Annotated in this window: 13 protein-coding genes; 11 read left to right on the forward strand and 2 right to left on the reverse strand. The window is 43.9% G+C overall.

Annotated elements, in window-relative coordinates; genetic code table 11:
* The first annotated feature begins 19 nt into the window (after positions 1 to 19).
* From tgt to AC06MN_RS06505, 11 genes are all read left to right on the forward strand, one after another.
* A complete protein-coding gene (gene tgt, locus AC06MN_RS06455; protein WP_475671580.1) occupies positions 20 to 1,150 on the forward strand; it encodes a tRNA guanosine(34) transglycosylase Tgt in 1,131 nt (376 codons plus the stop codon).
* Positions 1,150 to 2,229 (forward strand): LptF/LptG family permease, encoded by a 1,080-nt coding sequence (locus tag AC06MN_RS06460; protein ID WP_475671533.1) that lies wholly within the window; start codon positions 1,150 to 1,152, stop codon positions 2,227 to 2,229. The genes tgt and AC06MN_RS06460 overlap by 1 nt, the downstream gene beginning before the upstream one ends.
* A 54-nt stretch (positions 2,230 to 2,283) precedes the next feature.
* Entirely contained in the window at positions 2,284 to 2,895 is a 612-nt protein-coding gene (locus AC06MN_RS06465; RefSeq protein WP_475671534.1) for a deoxynucleoside kinase, read from the forward strand.
* A 2-nt stretch (positions 2,896 to 2,897) separates the two neighbouring features.
* A complete protein-coding gene (gene kdsB / locus AC06MN_RS06470) occupies positions 2,898 to 3,650 on the forward strand; it encodes a 3-deoxy-manno-octulosonate cytidylyltransferase (RefSeq protein ID WP_475671535.1) in 753 nt (250 codons plus the stop codon).
* A gap of 117 nt (positions 3,651 to 3,767) precedes the next feature.
* Positions 3,768 to 4,844: an HU domain-containing protein gene (locus tag AC06MN_RS06475; RefSeq protein ID WP_475671536.1), complete on the forward strand. Its 1,077-nt coding sequence runs from the start codon at positions 3,768 to 3,770 to the stop codon at positions 4,842 to 4,844.
* Positions 4,845 to 4,964: 120 nt separating this feature from the next.
* Positions 4,965 to 5,651 carry a tRNA (guanosine(46)-N7)-methyltransferase TrmB gene (gene trmB, locus AC06MN_RS06480; RefSeq protein WP_475671537.1) on the forward strand — a complete coding sequence of 229 codons (687 nt, stop codon included), beginning with the start codon at positions 4,965 to 4,967 and terminating at the stop codon, positions 5,649 to 5,651.
* 59 nt (positions 5,652 to 5,710) lie between these two features.
* Entirely contained in the window at positions 5,711 to 7,987 is a 2,277-nt protein-coding gene (locus AC06MN_RS06485) for an N-6 DNA methylase (RefSeq protein WP_475671538.1), read from the forward strand.
* A gap of 146 nt (positions 7,988 to 8,133) precedes the next feature.
* Entirely contained in the window at positions 8,134 to 9,336 is a 1,203-nt protein-coding gene (locus AC06MN_RS06490) for a restriction endonuclease subunit S (protein WP_475671539.1), read from the forward strand.
* A gap of 3 nt (positions 9,337 to 9,339) precedes the next feature.
* Positions 9,340 to 11,274 carry an ATP-dependent nuclease gene (locus tag AC06MN_RS06495; protein WP_475671540.1) on the forward strand — a complete coding sequence of 645 codons (1,935 nt, stop codon included), beginning with the start codon at positions 9,340 to 9,342 and terminating at the stop codon, positions 11,272 to 11,274.
* A gap of 45 nt (positions 11,275 to 11,319) precedes the next feature.
* Entirely contained in the window at positions 11,320 to 12,045 is a 726-nt protein-coding gene (locus tag AC06MN_RS06500; RefSeq protein ID WP_475671541.1) for a phage Gp37/Gp68 family protein, read from the forward strand.
* A gap of 71 nt (positions 12,046 to 12,116) precedes the next feature.
* Positions 12,117 to 13,766 (forward strand): helicase HerA-like domain-containing protein, encoded by a 1,650-nt coding sequence (locus AC06MN_RS06505; protein WP_475671542.1) that lies wholly within the window; start codon positions 12,117 to 12,119, stop codon positions 13,764 to 13,766.
* Between the two features lie 370 nt (positions 13,767 to 14,136).
* Here AC06MN_RS06505 and AC06MN_RS06510 read toward each other — a convergent pair whose 3' ends face one another.
* Both AC06MN_RS06510 and tamL read right to left on the reverse strand, forming a co-directional pair.
* Positions 14,137 to 15,558 (reverse strand): ATP-dependent DNA helicase, encoded by a 1,422-nt coding sequence (locus tag AC06MN_RS06510; RefSeq protein WP_475671543.1) that lies wholly within the window; start codon positions 15,556 to 15,558, stop codon positions 14,137 to 14,139.
* A 3-nt stretch (positions 15,559 to 15,561) separates the two neighbouring features.
* Positions 15,562 to 17,892, reverse strand: coding sequence for a translocation and assembly module lipoprotein TamL (gene tamL, locus AC06MN_RS06515; protein ID WP_475671544.1), 2,331 nt, complete (start codon positions 17,890 to 17,892; stop codon positions 15,562 to 15,564).
* Positions 17,893 to 18,033: the final 141 nt, after the last annotated feature.

The raw sequence follows: 18,033 nt of genomic DNA on the forward strand, positions 1-18,033 counted from the left end.
TTGCGGCATAATGAATCAGATGAAGTTCACGATAGCCACAAATGACCCGAAAAGTTCGGCACGCGCCGGTCTCTTGCAGACCAACCACGGCCTGATTGAGACACCTATTTTCATGCCCGTTGGGACGGTGGGCTCGGTGAAAGCCTGCCATATCCGCGATGTGAAAGATGAGGTGAAGGCTCAGATTATCCTCGGCAACACCTATCATTTGTATCTGCGCCCGGGGTTGGATGTGCTGGAAGCCGCTGGCGGACTGCACAAATTCAATGGCTGGGATAGACCGATTTTGACGGATAGCGGTGGCTTTCAGGTGTTTTCGCTGACGGGAATCCGCAAGATGAAAGAGGAAGGCGTTGAATTCCGCTCGCATATCGACGGCTCAAAACATTTGTTTACGCCTGAGCGCGTGATGGACATTGAGCGCAGCATCGGGGCCGACATCATGATGGCTTTCGATGAATGTGCCCCTGGCACTTCCGATTACAACTATGCCAAGCAGTCGATGGAACGCACCCACCGCTGGCTCGACCGCTGCGTGCAGCGTTTTTCCGAGACTGAACCGAAATACGGTTATTATCAGTCGCTGTTCCCGATTGTGCAGGGTTGCGTTTACCGCGATTTACGCGAGAAATCAGCGGAATACATCGCTTCGAAAAATGCCGACGGCAACGCCATTGGCGGCCTTGCCGTGGGCGAGCCGACGGAGAAAATGTATGAGATGATAGAATTAGTCAACACGATCCTACCGAAAGACAAACCGCGTTACCTGATGGGCGTGGGCACGCCGGCCAACATTCTGGAAGGCATTTCGCGAGGCGTGGATATGTTCGACTGCGTCATGCCGACCCGAAACGGGCGCAACGGCATGATTTTCACTTCGGAAGGTATCATCAACCTGAAGAACGAAAAATGGAAATACGATTTTTCGCCCGTCGACCCGAATGGCGAAACTTTCGTTGATGCACAATATACAAGAGCATATTTGCGTCATCTTTTCATTGCAGGCGAACTGCTCGGCCCGATGATTGCAAGTCTGCACAACATTGGATTTTACCTGTGGCTGGTGCGCGAAGCCCGTAAACATATTTTGGCTGGCGATTTCGCCGAATGGCGCGATGCCATGCTCGTTAAAGTAACAACCCGATTGTAATGAAACTGATTGACAAATACATATTTAAGAAATATATTGGCACGTTTTTCTTTGCCATTTCCTTATTGATCGTTGTGGTCATTATCTTCGACCTTTCGGAAAATGTTGACAGTTTCATCAAGCATAATGCTTCGTGGCAAGATGTTGTATTTCATTACTATATACCATTCATTCCTTACTTCATCAACTTATTTATTTTCCTTTTCACGTTTATCGCGGTGATTTTTTTCACCTCCAAAATGGCAGGTCATACCGAAATCATTGCCATTCTGAGCAGTGGCATCAGTTTCAAGCGATTCCTTTATCCTTATGTGGTCGCCGCTTTGTTGCTTGCTGGCATGTCGTTGTATTTCAGCAATTTCCTCATTCCCAGCACGAATGTCATGCGCCGTGAATTTAAAAACGAATACATGGAAAACCTGTTTCGGGGCGGAGGCAGAAACATACATCTTCAAATTGGGAAAAACGAATATGTTTATGTGGAAACCTACAACGCTTTTTCTCATAAAGGTTATCGGTTCTCGTGGGAGAAATATGAAGGCAACGAATTGAAATACAAAATGTTGTCGGATGTCATTGAAAGCGATTCGCTTACGCCAGGCCGATGGATAATCAAGGATTACACCGAGCGATTCATTGATGGCGACAACGAATACATTGTGCAGGGCGCAGAAAAAGACACCACGTTTGGCCTTATGGCTTCCGACCTGTACAAGGTGAAGGAAGATTTTGAGGAAATGAATTTCTTTGAGCTGAACCGACACATTAACAACATGAAAGAGAAAGGGTTGGAAGGCGTGAAGGATTATCAGTTTGAGATGCATCAGCGTTTTGCCTCGCCAATTGCCATCCTGATTCTGACTTTCATCGGCACGGCTTTGTCGAGCCGAAAAGTGAGAGGCGGCATGGGCGTGCATTTAGGTTTGGGCATTGTGATTGCGTTTTCCTACATTCTTTTCATGTCGTTTACGAAAGCGTTTGCCATTGCAGGCAATGTTCCGCCGGCAATTGCGGCCTGGATTCCAAACTTTTTGTATTGCGGATTGGCAATTTATTTCCTGAAGAAAGCTCCAAAATGATTTTTCTAAGGAAAAATCCGTATTTTCGCAATCTGATTTAAATCAAAAATTCACATGCATATCGCTATAGCTGGTAACATTGGCTCTGGCAAAACGACGCTTACAAAGCTCTTGGCCAAGCATTTCAACTGGACGCCTCATTTTGAGGAAGTTGACCACAATCCGTATCTCGACAGTTTCTACGAGGACATGCAACGTTGGTCGTTCAACATTCAGATTTTTTTCCTCAACAGCCGTTTCCGTCAGGTGATGGACATTAGAAACAGTGGAAAAAACGTCATTCAGGACCGCACAATCTATGAAGACGCAAAAATCTTTGCGCCAAACCTTTATTCGATGGGCTTGATGGAAACGCGCGACTATGAAAATTATCAGTCGCTGTTTGAATTGATGACAAGATTTTTGCAAGCTCCTGATTTGCTGATATATCTTCGCGCATCAGTGCCGACATTGATTAAGCATATCGCCAAGCGCAACCGTGATTATGAGCAGTCCATCAGCATCAGTTACCTGAAGAATCTGAACGACCGATACGAAGACTGGATAGCCAACTATTCGGCTGGCAAACTGATGATTATCGACACCGATGATATCGAGCTTGAAAATCCTGAAGATTTAAGTAAGGTCGTTGAAGGCATTGAAGCAACACTTAACGGATTATTTTGAATATGAAGATTTTAGGAATCATTCCGGCACGTTACGCATCAACGCGCTTCCCTGGCAAGCCTTTGGCTATGATAAAGGGGAAAACCATGATTAGGCGAGTCTACGAGCAGGCTTTGCAGTCGAAACTTGATGAAGTTGTCGTGGCTACCGACGATGTACGCATTGCTGACGAAGTAATGTCGTTTGGCGGACGTTATGTAATGACCGACCCGAATCACCGTAGCGGCACCGACCGTTGTCGCGAGGCACTTGATTTGATGGAAGAAAATTTCGATGCCGTGGTCAACATCCAAGGCGACGAGCCTTTTATCAATCCACTGCAAATCAATATGCTTTGCGATTTGATGCAGGAAGACGGCGTTTGTCTCGCATCGTTGGCCAAACGCATTGTTTCGGCTGACGAACTTTTCAGTCCGAATACGGTGAAAGTGGTGATGAGCGCCAAAGGTAATGCCTTGTATTTCAGCAGAAATCCCATGCCTTTCATGCGTAATGTGGAGCATGACGACTGGATGAGAAAAGGCATTTTCTACAAACATATCGGCATTTATGCCTACAAAGCGGAAACGCTTCGCCAAGTGGCCGCCACGCCTGCTTCACGACTTGAAACTTCCGAATCGTTGGAGCAGTTGCGTTGGCTTGAAAATGGCCTGAGCATCAGAATGGGCATCACCGAGGCGGAAAACGTTTCCATTGATGTGCCGGCTGACATTGCCAAGGCTGAGGCTTTTTCAGAAATGAATCATTTTGAATAATCTAAAGTAATCGTTTCATCGCTTCGACAAGCTCAGCGAGCGGCAACAATTAAACAAAAAAACATCACAACAAATAAACAATTCAACAGATAAACAGACAACAACTCAACATCCCTCATGCTCACCATTGCAGAATCCATATCCGACCTTCTTTTCCAGAACGATTTCGTTATTGTTCCTGGTTTGGGGGCGTTTGTCCGCGAAATGGGTTCGGCCAATGTCAATGTCATCACGCATCAGTTCAACCAGCCATCGGCCAACATTGCGTTTGATGCCAATAGACGCGAGGATAACGATTTGTTAGCCAGTTATTTGTCAACAGTCAACAACGTTCCGATAGAGGAAGCGCGTAAGTTGGTGTTGATATTCGTCAACGATTGTTTCAGCAACTTGAAAACGGGCAAGACCGTGGATTTGCCAGGCCTTGGCACATTGTCGTTTAATGCAATGCAGGAGATCGATTTTGAACAGGATAAGTCGGTCAACCGCAACCCTGATGCTTTCGGATTGTGCGATTTTACGGCGGTTCCCGTATTCCAATCGAAAACCAGGGAAGAAATCAAGACCGAAATCGAGCAGCAGCAAAAAGACAAGAACACGCCGATGACGGTTGATAAAAAAGCGGTTCGTAAGGACGATGAAAAGCCGAAACGCCATCTTAGATGGCTTTGGATATTGCTCGCCATCATGGTTTTGGCCGCTGCTTTGTTCTTGCTTAATCATTTCAGAATCATAAAGATAGATTTCGATAAGTGGTTCGATAATAAGGAGCCGATTATGGTTGTTGTTGATACAACAAAACCGATTGAAAAGCCTGCCGTTGTGGATACCATAGTGGCCGACACGCTTCAGATGACGGATAGCATTGTGAATGATACGGTTAGCGTTGTGGCCGATACTATGCAAATCGAAGCATCGCAGGAGTTGCCAGCGCAACAGGAGCCAGTGGTAGAAACGTCTGTTGAGGAAGCCAAGATATTCATCGTTGGCGGATGTTTCTCATCAGAAGAAAATGCAAATAAATTAGTCATTTCGCTGAAAGACAGAGGTTACGAATCGGCGTTTGTGAAGCAACGTGGCAAACTTTGGGATGTGTATTATGGAAAATACCAGACCATGGAAGAAGCGAAACTTGCTTTGAAAGAGATAAAGGAAAATTCGGACAGCAAGGCTTGGATTATGGTTGCAAAGTGATTTTCTAAGAAGTGGAAAGTTGAAAGTTTTAAAGTTGAAAGTTGAAAACTTATTACTGAAAACTGAAAACCGAAAACCGATAACTGATAACCGAAAACCGATAACTGATAACTAAAAAACATGTCAAAAAAGAATAAACTGGAACGTTTCGCCGAGAACAAGACATTCGGCAATTTGTTTGAATACTCCTACGAGCGCATTATGGGGGAGGGTTTCCCTTTGCAGGGCCGTTGGCACGAGGATTTTTTCCATAACGATAACCCGATTGTGCTGGAACTGGGTTGCGGCAAGGGCGAATACACCGTTGGTTTGGCACGGGCGCACAAGGGTATTAATTATATAGGTGTCGACATCAAGGGCGCACGCATCTGGCGCGGCTTGAAGCAATCGAATGAGGAGGATTTGAAAAATGTGGCTTTCATTCGTGCCCGCATTGACCAGATTGAGCATTTCTTCGGAAAGGACGAAGTGGCCGAGATTTGGGTCACGTTTCCTGACCCGCATCCTGGCGAAGGTGAACGCAATGCCCGCCACCGCCTGACTTCGCCCGAATTTTTAGAGCGTTACCGTAAAATCGTCACTTCTGACGGCATCCTGAATCTGAAGACGGATAGTCCTATCATGTATGAGTTTACCTTGCATGATGTGATTGAAAAACAGGGACTTAAACTCTATTACAATTACGATGACCTTTACGCCAACAATGATGACTTGGAAGTGAAAACCATCCGTACTTTCTACGAACAGATGTGGCTCGACCAAGGCCTGACGATTAAATATTTGAGATTTGACATCAATAAAAAATAATAGTCGCATGATTAGACACTGTTAATTTTAGGTGTTTTTGCTGAACAAATAGTTGAATTATGGAAGTGCAGAAAAAAGACAATATGATATTTGCGCCACTTAAAAACAAGTGGTTGGTGCAAAAACCTGAAGAAGAAGTTCGACAGACTTATATTTGCCGTTTGGTTGATTATTATGGCTATAATCTGAATCAGATGGGACAAGAAATACAAGTCAACAACTCCCAGCGTGGTCAAGGTATGGCACGTGCTGATATTGTCATTTGGCGAAATGAGCAAGATAAATTGGAGTCAAACTCACCATTGATTGTTGTTGAGTGCAAGGCAGAAAATGTTACCATACGTCAGGCTGATTACTTCCAAGGCTACAACTATGCAGGTTGGGCTGGAGCCGATTTCTTTGTCACCACCAATTTGAAAGAAACTCGTATCTTCAAGGTTGACAAGTCGAAGATGCCTAAGGAACTGGATGAGATTGCTGACATTCCCAAGGCTGATGTCGCCAATGACAGAAAAAAGATTCAAGAGATACTTAAACAGACCCGTGAATTTACCCGTGAAGAATTCACCCGTATGTTGATGACTTGCCATAATATTATTCGCAACAATGATAAGTTGTCGCCCGAAGCAGCCTTTGATGAAATCAGCAAGATCCTGTTCATTAAGATACGTTATGAAAGACAAAATTCTAAAACTCAGATATTTTCGCTCGACACATTTAAAAAAGACAGAGATAGTTATAATAAATATCGTCCAAAAGATGGGCCTGTGTTCTATCAGTTCTTGTTCCAACAGACAAAAGATGAGTTCAAGAACGACAACCTTTTTGAACCCTCAGAAACCATCCGTATCAGAGAGGATAGTTTTGAGAAGATAGTAAAGGAACTGGAGGTTTACAACCTATCCATCACCAGCGATGATGTGAAAGGCATTGCCTTTGAAAAATTCTTGGGCAAGACTTTCCGTGGTGAACTGGGACAATTTTTTACTCCGCGCACTATTGTCAATTTTATGACAGAGGTGCTCGATCCTATGGAAGGTGAACTTATTTGTGATCCTTGTTGTGGAAGTGGCGGTTTCTTGATAAAAGCCTTTGAATATGTCCGTGAAAAAATAGAAAACGAATTGTCGGAACATAAAAAAGAACTTAAAAACCAAATCTATCCTGAGAATTACGAAGAATTATCTGACAGCCAGAAGGCTGACATTGACAAGAATGTCACGGATGCTTTTGCCAAGATGAACTATGAAATCGACTTGAGCAATCCCAACGGACGGTTGCGCAATCTTTCGTACAATTGCATTTTTGGCACCGATGCCAACCCTCGTATGGCTCGTACCGCCAAAATGAATATGATTATGCACGGCGATGGACATGGTGGCGTGCATCACCACGATGGCCTGCTGAATGTCAATGGCATTTGGGAAAACCGCTTTGACGTCATTCTCACTAATCCACCTTTCGGTCAGCGTGTCAGTAAGGATATGAAGATTAACGAAGCCGACAGGTTTACCGACCAAGACAAAATCAAGGCGTATCGTGAACACTATGGCAAGGAGTATGACAATGCTTTGCGTCAAGTCAATGATAATATTGGGAAACCTTTTTGGGATCTATATGAGACAGGAAAGATGAGCGGCGGACTGACCGAGGTGATGTTTATTGAGCGTTGCATCAATTTGCTCAAACCGGGTGGCCGTATGGGTATCGTATTGCCCGAAGGTGTGCTCAACAACAGCAAGCTGCAAAATGTCCGCGAGCATATTGAGGGCAAGGCTAAGATTCTGCTCATCGTCTCCATACCGCAAGATGTCTTTATTGCTTCCGGTGCCACGGTAAAGCCTAGCTTGCTTTTCTTCAAGAAGTTTACAGACGAAGAACGCATACGTTACGAAAGAGCCATTGAAGACGCTGGCGTGCGTGTGAGAGCCAACCACAATGTGGAAAAGCTGGAATTGCTTAAAAAAATGGAAGCAAAAGGTAAGAATGCCCCATCCAAAGAGGAAAAGAAAGATTTGAAGAATCAGCTGAAGCGCCTTGAAGAGCGCATGGCTGCCGAAACAGTATCGCTCATCAAGGAGCTGTTTGATTATGAGATACCTATCGCTGAGGTTAAGTATGCAGGCATTTCCACTACGGGTGCAACTATCAGCGATGAACTTCCTGAGGTGTGCAAGGCTTTTACGGCCTATCGTAAAGAACACAATTTATGGACATCGGCTGCCAGAAAAGTGTCTTATCGAAAAGATGACCAAGGCAAAATATACCGGCAAACGGTAATGCAAAATGGTGAAGCCCACGAGAGGGAACTCGTTTATGGAAAGGATGAGGAATGATGGACGCATTAAGTTTTGTCAGGTTCAGTGAGTTGCAGAACTGGAGTGTGCTCTATCTCACCACAAAGGCGATTGGGTATAATCGAAATTATACGTTATTTTCCATTGGGTCTTTTCTCCATCGTAGTGATGACTCAATCGTTATCATGGACGAAGAAGAATATATTCAAGTAACTGTACATACAAACAATGGAGGAATAGAAGCACGTGATTTGACTCCCAAATTGGGAAAAGATATTGGCACAAAAAGGCAATATCGAATCCATGAAGGACAATTCCTCATGTCGAAGATTGATGCACGAAATGGCGCATTTGGCATAGTACCATCAGATTTGGGAAATGCTATTGTAACCCAAGATTTTCCAGTATTTAATGTTGATAACTCGAAATTAAATTCTGAATATTTATTGTTGGTCACGACAACAGAACATTTTAAAAAAGTTGCCCAAGATTGTAGTAGTGGAACCACAAATAGACAGCGTATTGACATTAAGAAATTTCTAGCACAACGAGTGCCTCTCCCTTCCAAGTCTCAACAAGATGAAATTGTTGCCAGATACAATCAAACCATAGCTGAGGCTGAAGCTAAAGAAACTGAAGCTGAGCAGCTTGAAAGTGAGATTGAACAGTACTTGATGGGAGAGTTGGGAACAAGTGTTTTAAAATCAGCTTTTAAAAACAGAATAAACTTTGTTAGATTTGCTGATACGGAACGATGGGATGTACCATACTTTATTTCTTCTACAAAAGCTAAGTCGAAATACGAGACGGTAAGCATTACAAACTGTTTGGATCATTTCATGGAAGATATGAATGGCAAGGCAATCCGTATTGAGACAGCAAAATTCCCTGATAGCAATTTTCATTATTTAGGAATGGAAAATGTTGAAAAGAATACTGGTGAATTGATAGACTTGCCTGTTGTCAAAGGTTCGGAGATTAAAAGCCAGACAATACTGATTCCACAAGATTTTCTTATTTATGGAAAGTTACGTCCCTATCTGAACAAATATTGGCTCAATGAAACTCAATTGACGGATATTGTATGTTCTTCAGAGTTTTTTGTGTTTCATGTCAAACCGAGTATAAACACCCTGTATTTCAAATATGTTTTGGCTTCTTCTTTCGTGCAGCAGCAATTATCTGACCAATCAAGTGGAGCAAGAATGCCAAGAATTAATGAAAAGATTTTCAATAATATACAAATTCCCATTCCTCCCATTGATGTCCAAAAAGAAATTGTCGACCATATTTCAGAAATGAAGGCTCGAATCAAATTGTTGAAGCAGGAAGCTGTCACCCTGCGCGACAAGGCATTGAAAGATTTTGAAAATGAAATATTTGAATAAGATATGACCAAAGAAGAATTAAATAGTATTGCTGAATCAATCAAGCAAACAAAAATGCCGAATGAAACTATCACATTAAGGAATATTCTTAATGCATACGGTCGTTCTTCAAGAACAGAACCTGCAATTAATGTAGTTAAATCTTGGCTGTCAAATAATAATTTAATAACAGACAATTCAATCAATCCATTTACACCTTTAGATGTACCGCTTCATATCAAATTTAAATATGTAATTAAGCACACTCATTTTCAATTATATTCATTATGGATTAGCAGCTATCGCAATCTTAACGATTTTTCCATTGACTTTGAACAGACTGATCAATATTGCACTTTGATTGGATTGAATGGCTCTGGCAAAAGTAATGTCTTAGAAGCCATTAGCGAAATCTTCCACAGTTTGTATAAAGGCAAACCTCGTCCATTTGACTACATTTTGCGATATATAATGAATGGAGAGTTTTATGAGATAAAAAATGGCAAAATCAATGGAACACCTGTTACTGATACCCATTTGCCTCGAAATATTGTTGCGTCATATAGCGGTGAGGACAATAGGATGTGGAAGTCGCATTATTGGCCATTTTATCAGGAATATTGCCAACAAATTACAGTTATGCCCAATATTGCAGTGCCAAAAATGTTGGCAGTTGGGCGAAAGCAATGGAATATAGCATTCCTGACATTGCTATATGCACGTAGTTTAAATACCGCAGTGGATGATTTTTTGAAAAGTATCATTCAAACATCCGATTGCCAAATCCATTTAAGATTCAATGATGATAATCTTAAGGATTGGAAAGAGACTATAGGGAAACGTTTTGTCAATGCTCTCAAAGCTAAGGCTGTATATTCTGTTGAAGATTTTACCTTAATTGTTGATAGTTTAGGTTATGTGGATTCTCCTTCAACATTGTTTAATCTGTTGTATCAGGCTACTGCTGAAAGGGGGAATAATCCAATCAGTGATGTTGACATTATTATTGATGGTCATGGCAGTTTAAATGGGCTTAGCGAGGGTGAAAAGAAAATGATTGTGGTGACTACAATAATGGAGATTCTCTCTACCGAACGTAGTCTTTGCCTTTTTGATGAGCCAGATTCTCATGTTCATGTATCACGGAAAATGGAGATGCTAAAACTTATTGATACGGATAACAGGTATTCAGTACTTACCACGCATTCTCCAATGTTCATTGACGAAGATAAGGAAGGAAACGTCCGTTTTATGAATAACGGTAAGGTCGAAAGTGTTGACAAATTGAGGCTAGTTAAACAGTTGTCAGGTGGAACAATTAGCTTAATTGATGCTGCATATATTATTGGTTGGAAAAAGAAAATCCTTTTTGTTGAAGGACAGTATGATAAAAAGTATATAGAAAAAGCCATTGATGTATTGTCTGCCACTTACCCGATTTTTGTGCGTTTGAAACAGAACGTGACCATTCTTTCTATCGGTGGTACAGGAGACACAGAAGCCAAATACGATGAATTAATACGAGGTATCATAGATGAACTAGATAAAGTTGTTTTTCTGTTTGATTACGATGGAAGTAAGAACAAGAGTGGCGGTTTGCGTGGCTGGAATAAGGTATCACAAATTACCGAAACGAATCCATCTTTAGCATCGAAAGTCATTCCATTGTTTTATCAACCTGGATACGGTACGGATTTTGATTCAGAATATCCTAACGACGTTAGCTCAATTAAAGATGTGGATTCCTGTATGGTTGAAGATTTATTTAATGAAAATGATTATGAGACCGAAATCGCACAAGTTACATCGTCTAAAACACACAAGGATTTTAGGTGCATCAAAAAATCAACAGCTGAAAAAATCAAAGAATTCATTGAACAGAATTATTCCAAATTCACAAACTATAGTGGTTTTGAACCTGTATTAAAAAAGTTAATTGAAGTTTTTAATTTAAGCTGATTTTTGTCGTTCAACAGAATGGATTTACACAGAGCTCGATTTGTTATGAAAACCACAAAAATAGAATGGACAGATAAGACTTGGAATCCAATTACGGGATGCACAAAGTATTCTTTGGGTTGCCAGCATTGCTATGCCGAAACGATGTCGCGTAGGCTTAAAGCTATGGGACTTGAGAAATATGCTCACGGATTCAACCTTACATTGCATGAAGACTGTCTTGATGAGCCTAAAGCATGGAAGAAGTCGCATAATATTTTTGTGTGCTCAATGAGCGACTTGTTCCATAAGGATGTGCCTGACTGGTTTATTGACAAGGTGATGCAAACTATTTTAGAGACACCTCAGCACCGATACCAGATCCTGACCAAGCGAGCAGAGAGAATGGCGAATTATTTTGCGAGTCATGCTGTACCTGAAAATGTGTGGCTGGGGGTCACAGTTGAAGCTCCCGAAGTAAAGTTTAGAATTGACCTTTTGCGGCAATTGCCCTCAGTAGTGAAGTTTTTATCATGCGAACCTTTAGTTAAAGACTTGGAAGAGATTAATCTTGAAGGCATAGATTGGGTAATTGTAGGTGGAGAGAGTGGACCGCAAGCACGTCCAATGGCAAAAGAATGGGTGGAAAACATCAAAACGCAAGTAGAACAATCGGAAGCCGCATTTTTCTTCAAACAATGGGGCACTTGGGGCAGCGATGGCGTCAAACGCAATAAACATGCAAATGGGAAACTGCTTGACGGTAAAGTGATGCAGGAAATGCCGAAATGATAACATGTAAAATATTTATAATCAGATATAAATCTTTAAATCTTAAATTTTGAATTTTTAAATACAAAATTATGTATACCGACGAACATCAACTATACATCGCGCATAGCGAGAATGGTCCTATCAACCTGATAGGCAAAATGGCCAACCGCCACGGACTGATTGCTGGCGCAACAGGTACCGGAAAAACCGTCACATTGCAAGTCATTGCCGAATCGTTCAGTCAGGCGGGTGTGCCTTGTTTCATGGCCGACATGAAAGGCGACCTTTCGGGTATCAGTCAGGCGGGTGCCATGAGTAGCTTCATCGAAAAACGCTGCCCTGAATTTGGCATTTCCAATCCGCAGTTTGCCGGCTGCCCGACACGTTTCTTCGATGTGTTTGGCGAGCAAGGCTACCCGATGCGTGCCACCATTTCATCGATGGGACCGCAACTTTTGGCCCGTCTTATGGAACTCAACGAAACCCAGGCTGGCGTGCTGAATGCCGTGTTTCGCATTGCCGATGACAACAACCTGCTGCTCATCGACTTGAAGGACCTGCGCCTGATGCTCGATTTCGTGGGCAAAAACGCATCGAAGTTCACAACGGAATATGGTAACATTGCTTCTGCAAGCATTGGCGCCATCCAACGTGCCGTGCTGCAACTCGAAAGCGAAGGCGGCGACAAGTTTTTTGGTGAGCCGGAATTCAATATCGAAGACCTTTTTGCCGTTGAAAACGGTAAGGGCGTGATGAATGTGCTGACCGCCGACCGACTGATGCTGAATCCGAAACTGTATTCCACTTTCCTGCTTTGGCTGATGACGGGACTCTATTCGCGTCTGCCCGAAGTCGGCGACTTGGAACTGCCTAAACTGGTGTTTTTCTTCGATGAAGCTCACATGCTTTTCGATGGCACTTCTAAGGCTTTGGTGGATAAAATCGAGCAGGTCATCCGCTTGATTCGTTCAAAAGGCGTTGGCATTTACTTCATTACGCAGGTGCCGAACGATGTGCCGGCCAATGTTTTGGCGCAACTTGGCAACCGCGTCCAGCACGCTTTGCGTGCCTTTACGCCACAAGACCAGAAAGCCGTGCGCGCTGCCGCCCAGACTTTCCGCGTCAATCCGGCCTTTAAGACCGAGGATGCCATTATGGATTTGGCCACAGGCGAGGCCCTCGTTTCGTTCTTGGATGAAAAGGGTTCGCCATCAGTCGTTGAACGTGCCAAGATTCTCTTCCCTTTGAGCCAGATTGGTGCCATTACTGCCGGTCAAAGACTTGACATTCAGAATGCTGCTCCTGACCATATCAAGGAATACCTGAATTACGTCGACCGTGAAAGTGCCTACGAAGTGCTGACCGAAGTAAACCAGCAATTGGAAGAAGCCAAACAGCAGGAATTGCAGGCCATCGAAGAAGAAAAGGCCTTGAAAGCCAAGGAGAAAGAAGAAGCCAAGGCTGCCAAGGAAAAGGAAAAGAGCGAGAAGAAGAGCAAAGGCATCAAGCGCACCATTTTGGGCACGATGATTGGCGCTGCCGCTTCAAGTTTTGCCCGCAGCATCGGGACACAGGTGGCAAAGAGCATTGGCGGCTCGAAGAAAACCACAAAGGCAAAATCATCGAAAAAAAGCGAAGAATCGGTGTTAGGCAAGGCCGCCAAGAAAGCCGCTCAGACGGCCACTTCCACTGCAACACGAAAAATTACGGAAGAAATCCTGAAAGGAATCTTCAAATAAGAATCGCGAATTTAAGCGAACACAAATGAAACGGATTGTCTGGATGTTTTTCCATTCGGGCGATCCGTTTTGCTTTTTTTATCTGAAAGTATTTTGTGATATAATTCGTAGATAATTTACGGTTCAAAAAAATCATATTCCGCCAAGGCGGGAGAGAGTAAATTCGGAGTAAATTTTTCGAGTAAATTTTGAGTAAATTTCTTTTCGTGCGCCAGCCAATCCATGTCAATTTATGCGCTTTGCTCCCTGAGCTTGTCGAAGGGCGCATTTGAAATTTAATTTGTGTAATCTGTATAATCTATAATTCGTTAAAAATCAAAGTAATAAGCGCAATCTGTGGTTTAAAAAACCTCTGCGGAAATCAGCGGCATTAGCGGGAGAAAAATTCATCCTTAAAATTTACAAAATAGAGCCGTTCCTGGGCGCGTGTGACTGCCGTGTAAAGCCAGCGGACATCGTCTTTCTCCAACTCGTCTTTCAGGTTGAAAGAGGAATCGATGAACACGTCTTTCCATTGGCCGCCTTGGGTCTTGTGGCAGGTGAGGGCGTAGGCGAATTTCACTTGCAAGGCATTGAACCACGGGTTTTTCTTCATCTCCTTGTAACGTTCGCGGCGGCTCGGAATGTCCATGTAATCTTCCTCAACAGCATCGTGCAGCCTTTGGCTTTCCTCGTCAGTCAGTGAGGCACTTTCGCTGTTCAGCGTGTCCAAAATGATTTTCACTTCCAGATTGGGCGCATCGGGATAATCTAAGAAACTCAGCTCCACATCAGCGAAACGGAATCCGTACATTTCCTCGTAACGGCGGATTTTGCGTATCTCGGCCATGTCGCCGTTGGCAATGAAACTGATGTTCTGGTTGCCATCGGCCCAAAAGTAATTGTTTTTCACAATCATCAGGCGGTCGCCGGTGGCGATTTCTCCTTCAATGTTCAGGATTCGGCTCCTGATGGCCTGATTGAAAAGATTTGTCCTTTTGTTTGATTTGCAGATGATTACGGTTTCGGTGTTGTGCTCGGCATCGAAGGCTTGATAGAGCAATTCCTCGAAGGTCTCAGGCTCAATGCGTGTGGTGTCGCCGAAATCCTTGATGTTGAAAAGCGGCAATTCGTATTCGTAAAGGTTTTCGTTGAGCAATTGCCGAAGGTGCGTTGCATTGGAAAGAATGCCCGACTCCAAAGCCTGACGCATGACTTCAGTGAGTTCGTAGGTGGCAATGGTGACTGGGAATTCGCTTTTAAGGTAGTCGATGTCCAAGGCGGGACTGTGGTCGCTGCCGACGGGAGGCAGCTGCGCCGCATCGCCGATGAGCAGCAACTTGCAGTTGTCGCCGCTGAAGACGTATGACAAAAGGTCGTCAAGAAGGCTGGCGTTGCCGAAGTCGCGCTGTTCGCCAATCATGGAGGCTTCGTCGACGATGAAAAGCGTGTTCTGAAATTTGTTTTCGGCGCGGCCAACACGGATGCTTCCATCGGGGAAAGTCATCACTTGATAGATGCGTTTGTGAATGGTGGTGGCATACTGTTTCGTGTAGCTGCTGATGACTTTGGCGGCACGGCCTGTGGGCGCCATCAGCACGTATTTCATGCCGATTTGCGGCAGCGTTTCTACCAAAGCCGTCACCAAAGTCGTTTTTCCGGTTCCGGCATAACCGCGCAGAATGTAAGTTGGATTTTCTTTCTGAGAAAGCAGGAAAGCGGAAAGATGGCGCAAAACGGTGGCTTGGCCTTCGGTTGGCTCAAAGCCGAAGGAGTCTTTCAGTCGCCAGAATAATTCTTCCCTGCTGAACATGATTTAGAACGGATAGCCAATGCCGATGTTGAAGTTCCAGTTGCGGTATTTACCGTTGAAACGCCAGCGGCTTCCGCTTTCATCGCGGTATGGATTGAGCATGGCCATGGCAATGTCGGCTCTGAGGACAATGAATTTTATGTCGAATCGCAAGCCGATACCCGCATCCATAGCCAATTGCTTGTAAAAAGTATCGAACTCGAAATTGCCGTCAGGCAAGGCTTCGTTGGCAGTGTAGGTCCACACGTTTCCGGCATCGACAAAAACGGCACCTTTTACGATGTCGTAGATCGGGAAACGGAATTCGGCGTTCATTTCCAACTGCAAGTCACCGATTTGTTCCAAATCGTTTTGTGTGGGTATATAGGCACCAGGTCCCAAGCTGCGGTAACGCCAACCGCGCATCCCGTTGGCACCTCCGGCATAGAAACTGCGTTCGAAAGGCATGTCTTTCGAGTTTCCAAATGGAATGCCAAGGCCTATCTGTTCACGGAAAACGAGCCACGTTTCGTTGTGAATCAGGATGTGCTGCCTGAAATCAAAATTACCTCTGACATATTGCGCATAGCGTATGCCGAACAATTCATGGTGGGCTTCGTTTTCATCGATAAGGTTTGTCTTGTTGAAAAGCGAAATGAGGTTCCCGCTTGTTTCGAAATCGGTGCGCAAATAGATGAAACTGCCTTTGCGGTATAGGTTTTGCGTATTGTAGACGAATGAATAACGTAGGCCGAAAATCAAATGGTCGGTGTATTGGTCTTTTTTCCTTTGATTGTATTCTTGGTCGAGAATCCGCTTGAAATCTTTATTCAGATTGCTGATTTTCACCGTATTGAGATAAATCGGGGTAAGGAAGTGCTGTAGACGCATGTTGCTTTTCCAATCGAAACCGTAGGAAGCCTGAATGATGTACCGGGTGTAGTAATACCTGACTTGTCCGTTAAAACCGAGCGTGATGTTTGTCTTTGGCTGATAGTCGCGAGCAAAATTGCGCAAAGGGAAAGGACTAAGGAATTTCGGGAAAATGAGACTTGCCGTGAGACCGAATTCTTTCGTGTTGAACAGTTTGTCGGCACGGTCTAACGTGTCGAGGCTGATGACTTTCTGGGCTTCAAGGCCGCCTCTCAGACTTATCTGCAGGATTTCGGCGCCACGGAAAATATTCCTGTTGGTGTAGGATAGACCGCCTTTTATGCCGAGGTCGCTTTCGGCTCGTGTGCCTTCCAACTGAAACGTGTAGGAATGCCTGTCGACTTGTTGCATCGTGATGCGGCAATCCAAAAGGTTGGCGGTGTCGGGGGCATTGGGCACCGTGTCGAAGGTTATGTTGATGTTGTTGAAAGCCTTGAAATTGTTGAGGGCATTGTAGGTTTGGGTGACGCGCCGCAAACTGTATGGCATTCCCGTCTGAATCTGAATGGCTTGCGAAAAGGTCTGCGGCTTTATCATGGGCTTGCCGAAATAATAGAATTTAAGCTTGTTAGGCTCTTTTTTACGTCCCACTTCGACAGTGATGCTGTCGGTGCTTGTCGGTTCAACACCTTGATAATTCAAGATGTAATTGGGATAAATGCTGATGCTGTTGATGACGTATTGTTTGTGGGGCTGCGTGGAGCCGTCGGCTTCGTTTTTCATGTCGGCAATTTTCATGGTGACGGAAAGCGTGTGGTTGTGAAAATTGCTGTCCACTTCGTAAGTGATGTTGTCGCGTGTGAAATAGTAATAGCCTCTGTTGCGCATCATTTCCGTAATCTGGTCGCGGATTTCGTTTAGCTTGTATTCATCGTAAATGTCACCTTCCTTGATGGGATAAGCAGGTGCAATGCGATGCACATATCTGGAAATCAGCGTGTCAGAAATTTCGTATTTAAAAGCGTTGATGGTATAGGGCCGCCCCAATTTCACATTATAGATGACAAAAGCCTTGAACCGTCGTGTCTTAACCGAATTCGTGACTTTTGAATTGAAATATCCGACATGGTCGAGGTAGCGTTCCATTTGCTGTGAAGAGTAGTCGGCACTGTTCTTTTCGTAATAAAACGGTTCCTGTCCTACGGTTTCGTTCAGCCATCTCATTGTTTTTTTGTCGGTCTTGTCTTTCGTGACATAATAAACCCACGGCTTCAGATTCAGGCTTATGAGGCCTCTGTAAGGTTTCTGGGTGATGTAATTGGAAAGCTCCGATTCGCTGACATCGAATTTTGCCGAGTCAATGATGATATAGTTCTGCCTGACAAGATATTGACCTTGAGGGACATGATGCCTCAGGGAACAGGAAGAGAGCAAAAAGGCTGTCAACAGCAAAAATATGATATAAAAACCTTTGCGGCGCATCGGACCAATTTTGCCGCAAAGGTAAGAATAAATCGTTTATTAGAGACGGTTTTGGCTTTAATGAAAAATACAAATTATGACACTGATTAACAGACAGCTCCTGCGTGGAGAAAAAAAGTCACGGTCAGAACTGACCGTGAC

The sequence above is a fragment of the Candidatus Limimorpha sp. genome (genome assembly GCF_056203535.1).